The following is a 17718-nucleotide window of genomic DNA, read 5'->3' as shown; positions in this document are numbered from 1 at the left end:
TCTAGCCGCTAACGTTATATAATGGTAAGGCTTGGCTATTGGTTTCACTAACATTATGGCATCGCGTTTGCATCTATTGATGATTTGCATCATTGTTAATTTGGTTACTATCACAAGCCACCATTGCTATCTAATTTTTAATTATCTGAGTACAAAAGACATCGCCTTATGACTATCTCTATTGCTTCATTGCACAGTACTGAATTCGCCGTTGGCCAACGTTATTTATCTGATACGGAGTCTGAGCTTGGCTTAGGTGTGGTGATCGACGTCGATGATCGATGTGTGCATATTTTATTTCCACAAAGTGAAGAGACACGCGTCTACGCAAAAAACTCTGCGCCACTATCGCGCGTGGTGTTTAAGGTCGGCGATACTATCTATGACCAAGATGGCAAAAGCTATACGGTCAATGCTGTCGATGAAGTCATGGGTGTGCTCAAATATGGCGTCGATGAGCACGAGGGCGGCACTGCTTCTAAAGGAATAATGGAAACCCGCCTTGCTGCCAATATCACGCTAGCCAAGCCGCTTGAGCGTCTGCTCGCTGGCCGTATCGAGCGCGGCGATTGGTATGAGCTGCGCCAAGATATCTTGCGTATGCAATCAGCGCTAGCAGGTCATCCACTCAAAGGGTTGATGGGCGCACGTGTTGATATCATCGAGCATCAGTTGTACATCGCACACGAAGTCGGTAAGCGTATCGCGCCGCGTGTACTATTGGCTGATGAAGTGGGCCTTGGTAAAACCATCGAAGCGGGCATGATTATCCATCAGCAGCTGCTAACGGGTAAAGCTGAGCGCGTTTTGATTTTGGTGCCAGATAGCTTGCAGTATCAATGGATGATTGAGCTACGTCGTCGCTTTAATCTAAACTTTGCGCTATTTGACTTGGTACGTACGGCTGCGATTAAAGAACATGATCCTGAGCAAAACGTCTTTACCACTGAGCAATGTATCATCGCCGGTATGGATTTATTGATTGACCATCCAGACTTGTATGATCAAGCGATGGATGCAGGATTTGATCTATTGGTTGTGGACGAGGCGCATCATCTGCATTGGGATGAAGCGCAAGGCGGCAATGATAAATATGATCTGGTGGCAGACTTTGCAGAAGAGACGCCAGGCGTGATGCTACTGACAGCAACGCCAGAGCAGCTTGGCGCGCAAAGTCACTTTGCCCGTTTGCGTCTGCTTGATCCAGATCGCTTCGATGATCTAGATGAGTTCATCGATGGTCAAGAAGCGTTTGCGGAGACGGCAGCAGTCGCTGGCGTATTAATAGAAGACAAACCGCTCAATAACGGTCAAATCGCTGCTCTGAGCAATTTATTAGACATCAGTATGGATGAGCTGTCCACGATCAATGAAGACGACAAACTGCGTACCTATGCGCTCAACGAGCTATTAGATCGTCACGGCACTGGTCGTATTTTGTTCCGCAACACGCGCGAGAGTGTCAAAGGGTTCTATGGTCGTAGCAGTCAGCCGCATCCACTGCCACTCCCTGACGCGTGGAAAGACAGTTATCAAACCAATGGCAAATTGCGTGAGCAGCTATGGGGTGAAGAAAACCAACCTGATGGTGGTTGGCTAGAAGATGATCCACGCGTCTCTTGGTTGGTTGATATCTTACGCGGTGAGCTTAAGCAACAAAAAGTACTACTAATCGCTCGCAGTGGCGCGACGGTAGAGAGCTTAGAGGCTGTATTGCGTCTGCATGCCGGCATCAAAACCGCTATATTTACTGAGCAGATGACCCTGCTTGAGCGTGACCAAGCGGCAGCATTTTTCGCAGATAGTGAAGGCGCACAAATATTATTGTGCTCAGAGATTGGCTCTGAAGGTCGTAACTTCCAGTTTGCAAGCCAGCTGATACTCTGGGATTTACCGGCCAATCCAGATACTTTGGAGCAGCGTATTGGACGTCTAGATCGTATCGGTCAGACACAGCAGATCATGCTGCATGTGCCTTACGTACAGGGCACGGCGCAAGAGCGTCTGTACCATTGGTATAACGATGCGCTGAATATGTTTAACCAAATATCACCAACGGCACAAAGCGTTCAAGAGCAGTATATCCAAGAGCTCAAGCCTGTACTTGAAGGCGCGAATACTGCGGATAACAATGCCATCTTACAAGACATCATTGATGAGGCGCTACAGACGCGTTTGGGCCTAGAGGCGCAGCTACAAGCGGGCCGTGATCGTCTGCTAGAGTACAACTCGTGTCGTCCGCGTGTCGCTGGACGTATTGCGGATGCCATGCGTGACTTTGATGGCAATAATTTATTGCCGCACTTCATTGAGCGCTTCTTTGCCTCTGCCAATATCGATCATAATATCCAGCGTGATGGCTCGTGGGTCATTGCACCGATCGATAGTACTGAGATCAGCGACTATATCGATGGCTTGCCGCTTGGTGATGAAGACGGTATGACGTTGACTTTTGAGCGTGAGCAAGCGCTTCAGCGTGAAGATATCGACTTTATTACGCATGAGCATCCATTGATGCGCGCTATTTATGAGCTTGCCAGTACCAGCACTTTTGGTAATACGACAGTGGCTATGCTAAAAAGCGCCGCTGTGCCGCAAGGGATGGTACTGCTAGAAGTAAACTTCCGTGTCGAAGCCATCGCGCCAAAAGTGCTCAATCTGCCAGCGACCTTGACCACGCAAAATATCCGTGTATTCATCAGTGAGCAGGGCAGTGATTTGTCCGCTCGAATCAGTGCCGACATGATCATGCCGCATGTCGAACGCTTGGATAAAAACCGTGCTCGTCAAGTGATTAAAGTGCGCGGTGATGTGATAGAGCAGCGGTATTACGAGGCTGAAGACATCGCACGTGAGCAAATCGCGGAGATTGGTGAACAAGCAAGTGCACGCTTTAGTCAGCAGTGGTCACGTGAGATCAAACGTCTCAAGCACTTGCAGACCATCAATCCAAATGTACGCCCCGAAGAGGTTGAACGCTTAGAGCAGCTCAAAGCCCAAGGTGAGCAAGCACTTGGCAACTTATCGCTAGTGCCAGACTCTATACGCGTACTGGTGGCGGTGAAGCCGTAAGCATTGAGAAAGTTGGTAGAAACGAGATGTTAGTAAGCATCTCGTTTTTTTATGAATGAGATCGCTTGGACGAGTAAAGTAGATGCGATTTTTTATCGCAAATCGTTAAGCAATACTTACGAGTAAGCTGACAGTAGCTAGTCAAAGCCAACAATATTGGTTAAGATGTTCACCTTTTCTACCTAAAATAAATATGCATCGGTAGTCCTATTGGCTACGGCTGTATATTTATTCTAAAGTCTCTCTTGTATATATTAGCAAGCGATCTCATATTATTTTAAATTCAAGCGCAGCGGCTATATGGCATCTATATTGTGAGATGCTTACTTTTGGATGCTGAGCGTGTTTGATAAAAATAAGGAAACCTACCGTCATGTCCGATAATTCACAACTGATTGATGAGCTGCTGGCTACAATCGCGCTTATTGAGGTTACCCCCGATGTCTTTGAGGGTAAGAGCCATGATTATGTGGGCAGTCGTATATTTGGCGGGCAAGTACTGGCCCAAGCGATCATGGCAGCAGCGCATACATTAGATCAAGACAAGCCTTGTCACTCGTTGCATGGGTATTTTTTGCGTGGCGGTGATATCAATCAACCAGTGATCTATCAAGTGCGCCGTCTACGTGATGGTCGCAGTTTATCTGCGCGTGAAGTGACGGCTATTCAGTACAAAGAAGTGCGTGGTAAGCCACCGATTGAGCAAGTGATATTTTCGATGATTGCGTCGTTTTCTCCCATGGAGGATGGCCTTGCGTATCAAGAAGACATGCCTGTTTATCCACCGCCAGAAGATCTATTGACAGAGCAAGATTTAAAAGAAGAGTACGTGGGCAAAGTACCAGATGCGCTCAAAGCACGGTTTATGCGCCGCCGTCATGTCGAGATAAAGCCCGTCAAACCGCGCAATCCGATCAATCCAGAACCAATGAAACCTAAGCAAGCCAACTGGCTGCGTATTCGCGAGCTGGGCAATCAGCCCGTTGCTATTCAGCAAGCGCTATTGGCATTTTCGTCTGATTTTTACTTGGTTGGCACGGGGCTCATGTCACATGGCGTAAGCTTTATGACCAGCGGGTTGCAAGCTGCTAGTATTGACCACTCTATGCATTTTCACCGTGAATTTGATTTGAATAATTGGCTGCTCTATGACATGTGGAGTGATACCACGTCCAATGCAAAAGGGCTGAACCATGGGCAGTTTTGGCAAGATGGCAAACTGGTCGCTACCGTGCAGCAAGAAGGCCTGATGCGTTTGCGTGTGCCAAAGTCCTAACCCTAGCCTTAGCGCTATTTATTGTTAGCTACTGTCATCTTGTCATTATAAAAAAGCGACTCACTATTTATAATGAGTCGCTTTTTTTATGCCAGTTTTTTACACTAATTTTTATTCTAAGATTTTAATCATCGCACGAGGCAATCCTAGACTGTCTTGTGCTGTTTGTTCGGTGAGCCATTTAAAATCAATCGCGGCTGCTGCTAGTTTCTCGTTGAGTTCTAGCATTTTCGCAGTATCGACAGTGAGTTTGCGCGGGGTCAAATACCAGTGGAAATGCGTCAATGAGTGCTTGATAGGGGCGTCATATAATAAGGTATTGCTAACTGATTCGGTTACCAGTTCATTCTTTATTAGCCATTCATTAATGATTTGCTCAGCCGTGGTGAACTCTGTCTCATAGACTTTTTCATTACTGCGTACATCGTTTGCCACATTTAATGACTTATCATCGCTCGTGACTGGTTTTTTAGCAGTATTTTTGCCAGTTATCTTGCTATTTGCTTTACCATCAACCTTTTCCACAAACTGTAATGGTAAGCTCCATAATCCACCCCAAATGCCATTATCAGGGCGTTGTAGCCACAATATTTCACCGTTTTCATTTTCTATCAGCAATGCATCGCTAAACTTACTCGGTTTGGGCTGTTTTTTCGCTTTGACAGGATAATCAGTCTCGCGCCCCTCAGCATGTGCCAAGCAATCTTCTTTAACTGGACAGAGTAGACAAGCAGGTTTGCTACGCGTACATAACGTTGCGCCCATATCCATCATGGCTTGTGCGAACAGTCCTGAGTGATCCGCGGGCGTTAAGCGCTCCGCTAATGCCCATAACTCTTTCGTCGTAGCAGATTTGGTAATATCACCGTCGATGGCTGCCCAACGCGTCAATACCCGTTTGACATTGCCATCACAGATGACGCCATAACGGTGTAATCCCATCGCCATAATTGCGCCTGCGGTCGATGGCCCAACGCCAGAAATCGCCTCCCAGCCTGCGAGCGTCTGCGGGAACTCGCCAGTCTCCTCGATTACTGCAACCAGCTGCTTCGCGCCTTTATGTAAATTACGGGCGCGTGCATAATAGCCAAGTCCTGCCCAATGCTCTGCTACGGTATCCCATTCTGCTGCGGCCAAATCCTGTACGGTTGGAAAGGTATCCATAAACCGCGCAAAGTAGGGCAGCACGGTGGTGACTTGCGTTTGCTGGAGCATGACTTCGGATAACCAAACGATATAAGGGTTCGGTGTGTCGGTTTGGTGCTGTTGCCACGGCAAATCATGACGACCATTTTCGGCAAACCAATCGAGGAGGCGCGGCGAGAAAGAGTTTAATGCGTCAGTGGGTTGAGAAAAGGGAGCATCGGGTATGGCGGTAGGTTGGGTCATAGGCTCTTATAAAATTGGCAATAAGTAAAGGGAGCTTTGATTACACTTAAGCAAAGCGTTTATCCTATATGATGATTATCTGGTTGATTTACTAGCGGTAAATGTCGCTAAGCGTCTGGCCAGCTTTGTTTTTCCAGACTAGCCACCCATTTGCATTACGTCCTGTTGCAATTTGTCCTGCACCACTAGGTGTTGTCAGCAAGTGGTTTTTGACCACTTTGTAAGTGTTGTCATCGTGCTCGATTAATATTTTGTTTGCTAACATTTCACGTTTTTTATTGATGCCCCATTTACTAAATGATGGTGTATGAATTTTACGGATGAGCGACCCTTTTAACAAAACAAAACCGTCATTATCGTAGTAGCCTTGAGCATCACAGTCTTTGGCTTTGCAATAAAACAGCATTGGTTGCTTGTCAGGTACGACTGCTGGTGTGTCTTGGGGAGACTGGCGGGTATCTGGTATCAGTGTCTGGTAGGCTTTAGTATTAGGAGTCTCAATACCGATTGCTTCAAAAACTGGCTGCCCGAGGGTAGACAGTAAAATATCTAATGTGTGAAACAGCTCTTCGCAGTCTGCTTGCAGCGGTGCTGGCGTATGCGGCTTGCTGCCATTATTGCCGTTTTGCAAATCGTAACGCCCGACATCTGTGGCAATTTGAATGGCTTTATGTTCCATATACAGCGCATGCGTCTGGGTAATGGTGTTGTTGGTAGAGAGCATAACAAACACCCTTGTCCAAAAATCTTTACCATTATGATGACTTTTCAGGCGCTGGGTTAAATCGCCTGTTTGCCCAATATAGAGTAGAGGTTTGTCCGTGCTATCGGTATCACCAATTAGAAAGTATAGGCCTACTTGCTTGGCGTCGGGCATACTTAAAAAATCTGCAATATGAATGCGCGGCACTTCAATCAGACGCACGGTGCGTGTGGTCATTTCAGCGACACGCAGCCCACGAGGGTTACCTGTGGGCAGGTAGATTTGAATGGTTTTTGCTGAGGGTGTTAATGGATTCATAATAACTTATATTATTGGTAAATCTACTTACGATTCTTCCGCGTTTTTAGACGACGTAAGCGTTTTTCTTCCTCTTTCGCTTTTTTCTTTTCTTCTGCTGCAAGGCGCTGTTCGGCGACGATGATTTCTTCTGCTTCTATCATTGCTGGGGTCTCAAGCGTGATACGCCCGATATTTGCGCTACGTAGCTCGTTGATGAGAATCTCAGACATGCGGTAGGTGTCGACCTGATTGCCCGAACGCACACAGCCGCGATTACGACCTGCCACTTCAAAAAACTCCCAATCGGTCTTTGGCAGCTCGTCAATTTTATAGCGAGTTTTTAGTAGTTCAGGATAGGCTTGCATCAAGTACTCAGCGGTATAGCTTGCGACATCAGCGAAGTCAAAAGCGGTATCACGGATGCCGCCCGTCGCTGCTAGACGATAGCCAGAGTTTTCATTTTCAACTTTCGGCCATAGCATACCGGGTGTGTCATAGAGCATGATGTCATCGTCGAGTTTAATGAGCTGCTGCGACTTGGTCACCGCTGGCTCATCGCCTGTCTTTGCCACGGCGCGTCCAGCCAGCGTATTGATCAGCGTTGATTTGCCCACGTTTGGAATACCCATAATCATGGCTTTTATTTGACGACCAGTGCCTGCTTTATTGGGGACGAGGTGTTTGCAGATGGCAATGATGCGTTTGACATCATTGGCTTTGTCAGTATCGCAGGCGATGGCTTTGACTTGGCTTTGCTGCTCAAGATGATCCATCCAGATTTGGGTCAATTCAGGATCGGCAAGATCGGCTTTATTCAAAATTTTAATCACAGGTTTTTCGCCACGTAGGGCTGCGACCATTGGGTTTTCGCTGCTATAGGGGATACGTGCATCGATGACCTCGATGACCACATCCATCTGCGGCATGATTTCTTTGATTTCGTTGCGGGCTTTGTTCATATGCCCAGGGAACCACTGAATACTTGCTCTCTTATCCATCTGCTTTTATAACCTTGTTATTCATAAATGTCGCGCAAAAGACATGGCACTATGTTGGCATTGTCTGTTGTCATGGTGTCCAGTTTACTACAAACCCGATGTATCCACGGGACAATTTCACCTGACCTACTTACCTGACCAGATGCGCCGTTACGATTGAGAAGGTTTTTCTATCTCTTCGTCGGCTGGCGGCAACGGCGCAAGATACCCAATCAATAGTATTAAGCTGCCGGCACCAATGAACGAGATCACGCGCCAAATTGCCTCGGTCTGTGACAAATCGACCAAGACCAGCTTGAGTACGACAATGCCAAGTAGACCAATCCCCATAAACCAAAGCGCGCGCTGCCAGTAGCGGCTGGCGACAATAGTCGCGACCAAGGCCAAGAGCGTCCACAAGATGGTCAGTCCTGTCTGTACTTGTTCGCTACTCCAAGCGCCGCCCTGAGCGCCGTCCCAAAGCGGTGTACCGATAAAGGCGTGTAGGCTGCGTACCAAAATACTTGAGAGCCACCAAAAGGCAATCAAGGCCAATATGATCAGCGTATGGCGATAACGCTCGGTAAAGACCGTATTGGGCGAACGCACTTGTTGAAGCAGTCGTAATAATAGCAAGGAAGCAGCTATTACCAACCCCATACTGACATCAATGATGCTCAGCACTGGCAAATATGGCAGCTGCCAGACCGCGCCGTCGCTATAATAATTACTGAAAACGACCCAAAACAAAGCAATAGGCAGCAATGCTTTGCCAGTGCCTATCAGCGCATGTGGCAGGTTGAGCCAAGCAGGAGCGCGCGCGATCAGCGTCTGTTTGCGCTCAGATGCGTACGTACTGATTTGCTTGTGAGTTAGATAGAGAGGGATGACATATAGTAGCGCGACCAGTAGCATCGGCGGCGCGATATGCTCAGCATTTGACCGTAGCGCTAAGGTATAAAACAGCACAGACAACGCGGTGATCAGTAGACTGGTTGGATCCACATACCGTTGTTCGCCTGCTTGATACCAGCGTTTGAGCCATAGTAGTGCAACGCCCAATACCATAAGTGCGCTGATAATAAAGTATCGCCATTCAATGTTATCCCACCGATGGGAAAATATAATGATAATGGGTGTAAAGGTAAGCATAAAGCTATACAGAGCGAGCAATACCGCACGGTTGATGCGGCGTGCTTGTGCCCACGGCGTTTTGCTATCGATAAGCCAAAAGCCAAGACTGTGTATGATGACGGCCAATATAAACAGCGTCGTTACTGACACTGCTAACCACAACTCAAAGGCGATATACGTCGCCCAAATACTCCAACAGGTGGCTAATAGTGAAAAAGCATATATCAACCAGCGACGTTGCCAATGGGCAATTTTGGTTTGATGCCATTTGCTGATGGCATCAAACAGTGAAAAATGCCGTAGTAAATACGCACTGACCAGCGGCAACCATGCTACCAGCAGCCACACTAACATAAGGGAGGTGTCACCTGCAGATAACTGAGATGGAATATCGAGCAACCACAACCAAGCCACACTCAGCACATGCAGACCCAGACCAAAATAGACGGACCAAGTCCGCTTTGAGCGCTCGCCCAGCCAGACCAACGCTAAGGCTTGTATCGACCAGCCACAGGTCATCCAATTAGCGTCCAACGCCAACGCCACCATAATCGCCAAAAACCCAGCACCCAACGCCAGCATACTCTCGGTCACCAGTAGATAACGCGGGCTTTGTTTGACAAAGACATATCCTGTGCCTAAGTACAGCAATGCCAAAATACAAGCAGTAATCGTCAATCCATGCGATACGCCATCAAGCAAGGCGGCCAGCACCCCAAAGGCCAGTACGGGTGCTGAAAACAGTAAGCTGGTATCTATCGGGAAAATTGCTTGCGATGATGAGTTGGCTAAAGATAGCCTGTCGGGCGCTTGATCATTAGTAGTACTGGCAGTGCTGTAGTCAATAACATGCTGCGCATAGCGAATGACCACAAACAAGTACAGCAGCACGTGCAGCGCAGTGATCAGTACCAATGGCCAGCGCTGCGTCTCAATAATGGCGGGCAAGTCTTCGGTCAAGCCCCAATAGTAGGCCAGTCCAAACGTGACAGTGACCCCAAGCAGATTTAGGACTTTCCACGGGCGATAGTGGGCGATGACAGCGATGGTGATATTGAGAAGCAGATAATAACCAAAAAGCGCCGTCAAACTTCCCGTACTCTCACTGGTCAAAATCGGCGCAAAAAACCCACCAGATAACGCTAACAACGCGAGCGGAAAAGCGTTTTGACGTACGGCGAGGGCGATAGTGATGGCAGATAATATTCCAAGCCCAATAAAGCTCGGTACACTTGGCATGATTTCATAGACACTATAAGCAAAAAAGGTGCTCAAATATGTAATTGCTAAGCCTGCGCCCTGTAGCGTAATACCATACGAGAAGCGTTTTGCGGTGAGTTTGAATCCCAGTGCTGCCAATGCCAAACCTGCAGCGCCGATGGTGACAAGCTTTGTGGTAATTGAGATCTCGATATATTCACTGAGCAAGCGCAGCAGCAGTACCACACCCACCAGCAGTACCAATACGCCAACTCGTACGACAAGATTGCCGCCAAAAAACCAGTTTTTGATTGAATGAATGAGCGAGGTCACGATAGGGAGTGAGCGCTCATCTGGTTCAATGGGGGTGTTTTTGTCATTGTTTTTTGCTGCTATTGGGTCAAGAGGGGCTACGGATTTCTGATCAGAAGCGTCTGATTTTATATCATTGGTTGGTGTCGAGTCAGTAGTAGGTAGCGGCGGTGGCGACGATACAGGAATTCGACGGTTTGAGTCAACGATGGGGTCTTTGGTAGCGTTATCCCTAATGCCAGCAATCGTATCCGTTTCAGTAACGGCATCAGTGTCTTTAGATAAATTCTTGCGTGTATGGGCACCGTCATCAACCAACTGCGTGGCAGAGGATGTTACGCTACGTTTTGCTTGCTGATCAAGTTCAGCCTGTAGTTTTGTTACATCGCGGCGCAAATACGTGATTTCTCGCTTTATTTTGGTGTATAAAGCGACTACTACAATCAATAAAACTGTAAAAGCCAGCCAACCTAACTGGGTCATCCATAGGTATAACATTTTGTTGCTCAATCCAGCTGATAGTAGTGTGATAATGACGCGATTTGCTAAGAAGTACAAGACCGCTCTGATTACTTACCCAAAAGGTCATTGGTAAAACAAAACCCAAAATAAAAGGGCAGCTTAATGGTTAAGCTGCCCTTCTTTATGAGTTTTATATCAGAAGTTTTTTATGCCAAATTGGCTTTCATAAACTCAAGCATGTTTTCCCAGCTTTGCTTAGCAGCGGCTTCGTTATAGCCAAGATCCACATCATTGTTTGCTGCGCGCTCATCGGCATGTGGGTTGGTAAAGCCATGCTTGGCATTGTCATAGACATCGATTGTGTAGTCCACGTCAGCCGCGTCTAGCTCTGATTTTAGGCCTTCGATGGCATCCATTGATACCATTGAGTCATCACGGCCATGCGCGACCAATACTTTTGCAGTGAAGTTTTTATCTGCTGGCTGTTTTGGCGTTGGGTTACCATGGAAGGTAGCAACCGCTTTTAGCGGCATGCCTTCGCGAGCCATGTCTAGGACGACTTTACCGCCGAAACAAAAACCAATCGCCGCGAGCTTGTCACCGTCAACTGATAATTGATCGCTAAAGTCATTCAAAATCAAGCGGCAACGTGTCATCAGCATGTCTTGATCAGCCAGTACTTGTTCCATCCACATATTGGCTTGCGCCGCATCGGTGGTGAGTTTGCCTTCGCCATAGACGTCCATTGCAACCGCTGCATAACCAGCTTCTGCCAAACGCTCTACTACTGATTTTGGATGATCGACCACGCCCCACCATTCTGGTGCGACCAAGATACCTGCTGCTGGATTATCATCAGAAGCGTTCTCTGGTAGTGCCACATAGCTGATAAGTTCCACACCATTTTCGGTGGTACTGATTAACTCGAAAGTCTTAACTGACATATGATTGTCCTTTTTTATGTTATGAGTTTTAATTATTCGTCGTTTTGATTATTTGTCATTGTGTTGGTTCGTTTTCTAACTCGTACTACCTTAACGCCCATATCTAGCAAAAACAGCTATAATAGTGTAACGCTCTTTATCAAAATGCTACTGCGACCCTATGACTATAAATTTCTTAAACAAAAATGATGAACAATCAGGCTTGCATTCAGGCATCACTCCAGATGGTAAGCTTGAGCAGTCGGTAAGTTTATTTCCTGATAATGCTGACACTGATTATAAGTCTGAGCCACTGCGTCCGCAGTTTTGGTGGCGGTTTGCCTTAAACGAGCTAAATCATAGCGAATGGGAAGCGTTGTGTGATGGCTGCGGCAGCTGCTGCTTAATCAAATACATCGATAATGATGATGACGAAGAGCTGGTCGAGTATACCGATGTGACGTGCCAGCTCATGGACTGTGCGACAGGCTATTGCCAACATTATGCGACGCGCCAAGAGCATGTACCAGATTGTATTCAGCTGACCATGAACAACTTGCCCAACATGATGTGGCTGCCATCGCATTGCGCCTACAAGCGGTTGTATAAAGGACAGAATTTGCCAAGCTGGCATCTGTTATTGACTCAGGATGCGGTAGTCACCCAGCACGAGATGCGTGCAGCCAATGTGGGTGTCGCTGGCCGCTGTGTGTCGGAGATTGGTATGTCTGATGAAGAAATGGAAACGCGCGTGGTTAATTGGGTGAATCCATAACTGCTATAGGGTAGATTATCGCGCTAATGAGATGCTTGAGCCGCTGATTTGGCTTGTGCTTCAGCGCTAGATTGAGAGCCGGCCAGTGGCGGTATCGGAATATCTTGACGAATTTGCCGAGAGAACTGACGGCTATTGGCAATAGAGTGCAGGTTGTTGAAGCCCATAGATTTTGGATTGATATGGGTGCGCTCATACCACGTATCCATCGACCAAGGCTGGTTTTGTTTTTCAGGCGCAGCATCCAGCATGCCGACATCATATAGATAGTTTGGCAGCCAACCAGAGACCCAAATTCGATAATCCCACGGCAGGCGATCACCACTAACGATACGCGCCATATAAAAGATAATATTAGTACAGTTACTCGTCAACGTGTTGTACCAAGCGGGCTTGGTATTCAGCTCATCCATTGCCGTTAGGTAAGATTCAAACAACGATCTCACCTCATGTTGCTGCAAATTGCTGATAGGAAACAGATAGACTTGCTCACCGCGCGCGTTGCTACGCGTATAGATAATATCGCGCTCTTCGGCGGCAATCAGGCTCAGCTCATACCGTCTAAAAAATCCCGCCAATGCCGAAAATGCCTCGCCTTGCTCTTTACGAATCTCGAATGAGAAGGCAAGTGGTCTATCGTCTTCAAAGCGAAAACTGACCAAGGTATGCGCAATCAGTGGCCCCATCCAATAAGAGTTGGTTACATCAACGCCAGAGAGTTTAGATAAATCAATCGTGCGCGTCTCCCAATGCTCTGTGGCGTCCTCGTCTGTGCGCCAATCAAAATTACGGACATTGGTTAAGGTAATCAAATCAGGGTTGGTTGCATCGCGCTCATAAGCCACTTGCTGGTCGACCTCAGCCATCCAGTCGCGATTTTTCTGGGGTTCGATAGAAAAAAACCAGCCTAGACCTATGAGCCAAGTTGCTCCATATAAGCCAATGAGGTATCTAGTCGCTGTGTTTTTATGAATTGATTTTTTGCCAATCAAGCTTTGGTCAGTTGATGCGCCACCGTGCATTATTTTTTTAAGAGCACTCCAGTAACGCGTGCCCAGTAGCGCCGCTAACAGACTCACAATCGCTATAGAGGCAAGCCATGTCAATACTGAGCTTGCCCCATACTGATACCAAATCGCTAATAGCAACCACACTGCTGATAGCAATATTGTGATTGCGATCAAAAAAATCACGAGACGATGTCGCCATGTCGGTCTTGGTAGTTTGTTATCTGCTGATCTGTTGTCCAACTCACGACTGACAGAATGGCTGTCTGCAAGCTGGCTGCGTGAACGCGACGAGAATAAGCGAGAAAAAACGGAACGTAGCGACATAAGGTTTGTTTTGATGAATAAAGGCTTTGACCATAACAAAGTTTATAACACACTGACAATACAATTTGAGTGAATTTGTCGTTGAATGTCAGTGAGCCTTGCGATAAAGTGAAGCTAAATTGTGCTGCTGGGTCTATTATTTGTTCACTATATAATGATAAACCAGCGGTTTTATTTGGCGCTTGCATCCCCATCTAGGCTCTACTTATTTTCTGAACGGTTATTTAATTGCCATTAACTAAAGAGGTTAAATCACACCACCATGTCTGACGACACTCCCAGCCCGAGTAGTTGGTCGATGCGCGGCTTAAAACGCTGGCTATCGACCGCCCCCGAAACCCGTGACGAATTGATTCGTCTGGTACAAGACTCGCGCCAGTTTTTAGAGCCCGATACGGTCGATATGCTAGAAGGCGTACTGGATCTACCAGCCACCCAAGTACGCGAAATCATGACGCCAAGGCCACAAGTGATTGGTATCCACGAAAGCACCAGTCTCCCTGAAGTGATGGATATCATTCTTGATACCACACACTCGCGCTATCCTGTTTTTGACAGTCAAGATGATGATGCCGTCATTGGCATCCTATTGGCAAAAGATTTGATTCCTATTCTGGTGCATATGGTACGCAACCAAGAAGACAAAATCGATAGCAAACGTCTAAAAGATTTGGTGCGCCAGCCATTATATATCAGTGAAACGGCTCGTTCTGATACCCTGCTGCGCTCATTGCAGCGCACGCAAGTGCATATGGCGATCGTCGTCGACGAGTTTGGCAACTTTGGTGGTGTGGTCACCATGGAAGATTTGTTAGAGGAAATCGTCGGTGACATCGTGGATGAGCATGATGATTTTGATGAAGACAGCGATATTAATAATATCGTCGCTGATCCCGAAAAGCCAAACACATGGCGTGTCCAAGCATCCACGGTGATTGAGGACTGTAATGATGAGCTTGGCAGTCGTTTTGATGATACCGACGTCGACACGATGGGCGGTCTGGTCATGCAAGCACTCGGTTTTGTTGGTGATTTGGAGGGCGAGAGCGTGGTGATAGATGATTGGCAAATCACCATCACTGATGTGGAGGGACGATTTATCCAAAATCTAGAGCTTACCAAAACCAATGGCGACCAGCAGATATTGATAGGCAGCCATTAATTTGTTTGTATTCCCATAATCAATAATTAGTGATAAAACATTCTTAGCATACCCAATAAAAAACACGATGAACCATCGTGTTTTTTGCTTTCTGCCTTTTGTATTTTGGTATGAGACTTTCGCTACGCAAATTTACCCACTGATGGGTTTTGACTGGTATCATGGGTGGATTTTATTTATGGTCCTGCATAAAGTATTATGCAGTCAGTTTTTGCTTGGGTTTTGTCTCAGTGCTGAGCTGTAAAATTTTGAAAATATGGTTTTGGATAACTGCTATGCGTCTGTCTACTGTTGATTTACAAAAACGCTTGAACCCTGAAAAACCGAAAGGTTTACCTCTCGTGGTAACGGTACTGATCGCTTTGCTGGCAGGGGCGGCTTTCACACTTGCACTGGCGCCTTATGATATCTGGCCCATCGCTTTGGTATCGCCCGCTATTTTGTATGCGCTATTGATGCCAAAGATGACAGGGCGCCGTGCTTTTGTTATCGGTCAAGCCTATGGGACGGGGCTTTGGTGTGTGGGTGCGTTTTGGTTGTATACCTCCATCCATGTCTATGGCTCGACTCCTGTATGGCTTGCGCTGATTATGATTGCGCTGATGGGGCTTGGCATGGGGCTGTTCCATGGCTTTTTGGCACTGATTTTTAATCGTGTGGTCGGTAAGCAGCCTTTGTCTTTTGCTGCGCTCTGGATACTTCAAGAGTGGATGAAAACGTGGCTATTCACAGGCTTTCCTTGGTTGTTTGTCGGTTACGCGTTTACGGAGCAATATTGGTTGTCGTCGCTAGCGCCTGTTGCAGGGGTGTTTGCGGTTTCTTTTGTGGCGGTATTATTGGGAGCCAGCGTCGTTGAGCTACTACGTCGCCGCGCAGGCTATATGATTCCGTCAATTGCCTTATTGGTGGTTAGCTGTGCGTTATGGCTGATCAATCCGCAATGGACCAAACCAAAAGGCACGCCTGATTTGTCCGTGTCTTTGATTCAAGGCAATATCCCGCAAGATCTAAAATGGCTTACTGAGTATCAAATAGAAACCCTAAAAATCTACGCAACCTTGACTCGCGATGAGTGGGGACGTGACATTGTGCTGTGGCCTGAGTCATCGATTCCGATGTTTCAGACAGAAGCGGTCGGTTTTATCAATGAAATGGTAAAAATGGCCAAAGAGACCGATACGACATGGGTGACGGGTATCCCTTATAAAGACGAAGCGGCATTTGATGCCAGTAAAGATAAATATGCCTCATTCTATAATAGTGTGGTAGCGTTAGGCGCTCAGGCAGATGGCTTGTATAAAAAACAGCGTCTGGTACCCTTTGGTGAATACATTCCGTTTGAAGGTGTGCTTGATATACTACCCAATCTGGCAGGTAGCCAAGATATCATGAGCTATAGCCGCGGCAGTGAGCATCAGTCACCGCTACGAGTGCGCGGTCATAATTTGGGCGCGGCTATCTGCTATGAAGTGGCGTATCCAGATACCACGCGCAAAAATGCGATTGGTACAGACTTTTTATTGACCATCTCAAACGATGCGTGGTTCGGTACGTCGGCAGGCCCGCTACAGCATCTACAGATGGTACAGATGCGCGCGCTCGAAAATGGTCGCTGGTTTATGCGTGCGACCAACACGGGGGTGACAGCTATCATCGACCATAAAGGTCGCATCGTAGCGCGTGCTCCGCAGTTTGAGCGCACCGTACTACGCGGTAATATACAGGCGCGCGTTGGTAATACGCCGTTTATGCGATTTGGTCAATATCCTATTTTATTTATCATGGCACTGTTATTGGTATTGAGCTATTTGGGCAAACGCTCAAAAACGTCAGTGCGCTTGGGTAAGTCATAGGCATATTGATTAAAGGTTGCAAGACCATGCTCGTCGGTTAGGTAAGTAGGTGTCGATAATAATCCCTTTAAATACTTAAGGGTTTTCACAAATCAGTATAAATTGCGATATAATAGGTCAATATTTCAAATATTTTGTGCAAGGTGGATAAGGTATGTCAGAAGGTATCGTCAATAACAATCCAAAAAAAGAGCTGTTATATGCTTTAGGCGGCATTGCCTTGTTTTTAGGCATTGTCTTACTTATTGGTATTTCTGCGTTTTTGCGTCCAGCAGGCGAGCACATCACGGCGACGCCAACGGAAGCATCAGAAGCGGCTGATGAGGCAGAAGTCGTGGCGACTGAAGACACGGCTATTGAAGCAGATACGGATGTTGCAACCGCAGAAGCCGCGGCGCCCGATGCAGCCGCAGATGCCACTGTGACGCCAGCACCTGATGCGGCGGATAGTGCAGTTGTGACCGCAGAAGCAGGTACAGCGACTGCTTCTGGTACAGTGAGCCAAGCGGCTGTTGCCGATGCTGACTTAACGGCTGAGCAAGCGGATGGTGATTTAGACGCTGGGAATGCTGGCACCGCCGCTGATGAGACAGCAGCACAGTAATCTTGATATAGTAACTGACTGTTTATCCAAATAAATAGTGAAAGTGACTCGCAAGTAACTTAAAAATAAAGCGTTTACGAGCGGTAATATCACCTTGATAATACGGTTTTTGATAGCGAAAAAGAGCTCGTTCTCAGCGATTGAGAGCGAGCTTTTTTGTGGGTATTTATGTAAGTTTTAGCCAACTTTTTCTTTACTTGATTATAACCAAGTGAAACAATGTTCCGCTTATATGACCGCCT

At 47.0% G+C, this 17718-nt stretch carries 12 protein-coding genes; 6 read left to right on the top strand and 6 right to left on the bottom strand.

The features are described from left to right. Nucleotides 1-168: 168 nt before the first annotated feature. Together rapA and L0G63_RS00130 are read left to right on the top strand one after the other, a co-directional pair. Nucleotides 169-3072 (top strand): RNA polymerase-associated protein RapA, encoded by a 2904-nt coding sequence (gene rapA, locus L0G63_RS00135; RefSeq protein WP_301448833.1) that lies wholly within the window; start codon nucleotides 169-171, stop codon nucleotides 3070-3072. A gap of 373 nt (nucleotides 3073-3445) precedes the next feature. Then, complete coding sequence (locus L0G63_RS00130) at nucleotides 3446-4348, top strand: acyl-CoA thioesterase II (protein ID WP_301448832.1); 903 nt, start codon at nucleotides 3446-3448, stop codon at nucleotides 4346-4348. A 111-nt stretch (nucleotides 4349-4459) separates the two neighbouring features. On the opposite strand, the gene mutY is transcribed toward L0G63_RS00130, so the two are convergent. From mutY to L0G63_RS00105, 5 genes are all read right to left on the bottom strand, one after another. After that, on the bottom strand, nucleotides 4460-5737 hold the full coding sequence (gene mutY, locus L0G63_RS00125) for an A/G-specific adenine glycosylase (protein WP_301448831.1): 1278 nt from the start codon (nucleotides 5735-5737) through the stop codon (nucleotides 4460-4462). Nucleotides 5738-5828: 91 nt separating this feature from the next. Further along, entirely contained in the window at nucleotides 5829-6758 is a 930-nt protein-coding gene (locus L0G63_RS00120) for a GIY-YIG nuclease family protein (RefSeq protein ID WP_301448830.1), read from the bottom strand. 23 nt (nucleotides 6759-6781) lie between these two features. Further along, nucleotides 6782-7738 carry a ribosome biogenesis GTPase YlqF gene (gene ylqF / locus L0G63_RS00115; RefSeq protein ID WP_301448829.1) on the bottom strand — a complete coding sequence of 319 codons (957 nt, stop codon included), beginning with the start codon at nucleotides 7736-7738 and terminating at the stop codon, nucleotides 6782-6784. A 150-nt stretch (nucleotides 7739-7888) separates the two neighbouring features. Beyond that, nucleotides 7889-10846, bottom strand: a complete 2958-nt coding sequence (locus tag L0G63_RS00110) for a DUF2339 domain-containing protein (RefSeq protein ID WP_301448828.1) — start codon at nucleotides 10844-10846, stop codon at nucleotides 7889-7891. Between the two features lie 185 nt (nucleotides 10847-11031). Then, complete coding sequence (locus tag L0G63_RS00105; protein ID WP_301448827.1) at nucleotides 11032-11769, bottom strand: dienelactone hydrolase family protein; 738 nt, start codon at nucleotides 11767-11769, stop codon at nucleotides 11032-11034. Between the two features lie 160 nt (nucleotides 11770-11929). Between L0G63_RS00105 and L0G63_RS00100 the strand changes: the two genes are divergently transcribed. Next, nucleotides 11930-12523 (top strand): YcgN family cysteine cluster protein, encoded by a 594-nt coding sequence (locus L0G63_RS00100; protein WP_301448826.1) that lies wholly within the window; start codon nucleotides 11930-11932, stop codon nucleotides 12521-12523. Between the two features lie 23 nt (nucleotides 12524-12546). On the opposite strand, the gene L0G63_RS00095 is transcribed toward L0G63_RS00100, so the two are convergent. After that, nucleotides 12547-13857, bottom strand: a complete 1311-nt coding sequence (locus L0G63_RS00095) for a DUF4105 domain-containing protein (protein WP_301448825.1) — start codon at nucleotides 13855-13857, stop codon at nucleotides 12547-12549. Between the two features lie 262 nt (nucleotides 13858-14119). On the opposite strand from L0G63_RS00095, the gene L0G63_RS00090 reads away from it, so the two are divergent. From L0G63_RS00090 to L0G63_RS00080, 3 genes are all read left to right on the top strand, one after another. After that, nucleotides 14120-15019 carry a CBS domain-containing protein gene (locus tag L0G63_RS00090; RefSeq protein WP_301448824.1) on the top strand — a complete coding sequence of 300 codons (900 nt, stop codon included), beginning with the start codon at nucleotides 14120-14122 and terminating at the stop codon, nucleotides 15017-15019. A gap of 275 nt (nucleotides 15020-15294) precedes the next feature. Further along, complete coding sequence (gene lnt / locus L0G63_RS00085) at nucleotides 15295-16872, top strand: apolipoprotein N-acyltransferase (RefSeq protein WP_301448823.1); 1578 nt, start codon at nucleotides 15295-15297, stop codon at nucleotides 16870-16872. 154 nt (nucleotides 16873-17026) lie between these two features. Further along, nucleotides 17027-17476, top strand: coding sequence for a hypothetical protein (locus L0G63_RS00080; protein WP_301448822.1), 450 nt, complete (start codon nucleotides 17027-17029; stop codon nucleotides 17474-17476). Nucleotides 17477-17718: the final 242 nt, after the last annotated feature.

This window comes from Psychrobacter sp. (assembly GCF_030454045.1).
In the GTDB taxonomy this organism is placed as follows: Bacteria; Pseudomonadota; Gammaproteobacteria; order Pseudomonadales; family Moraxellaceae; genus Psychrobacter.
The sequence above is the reverse complement of the archived record's forward strand: the minus strand, read 5'-3'. Positions and strand labels throughout refer to the sequence as shown.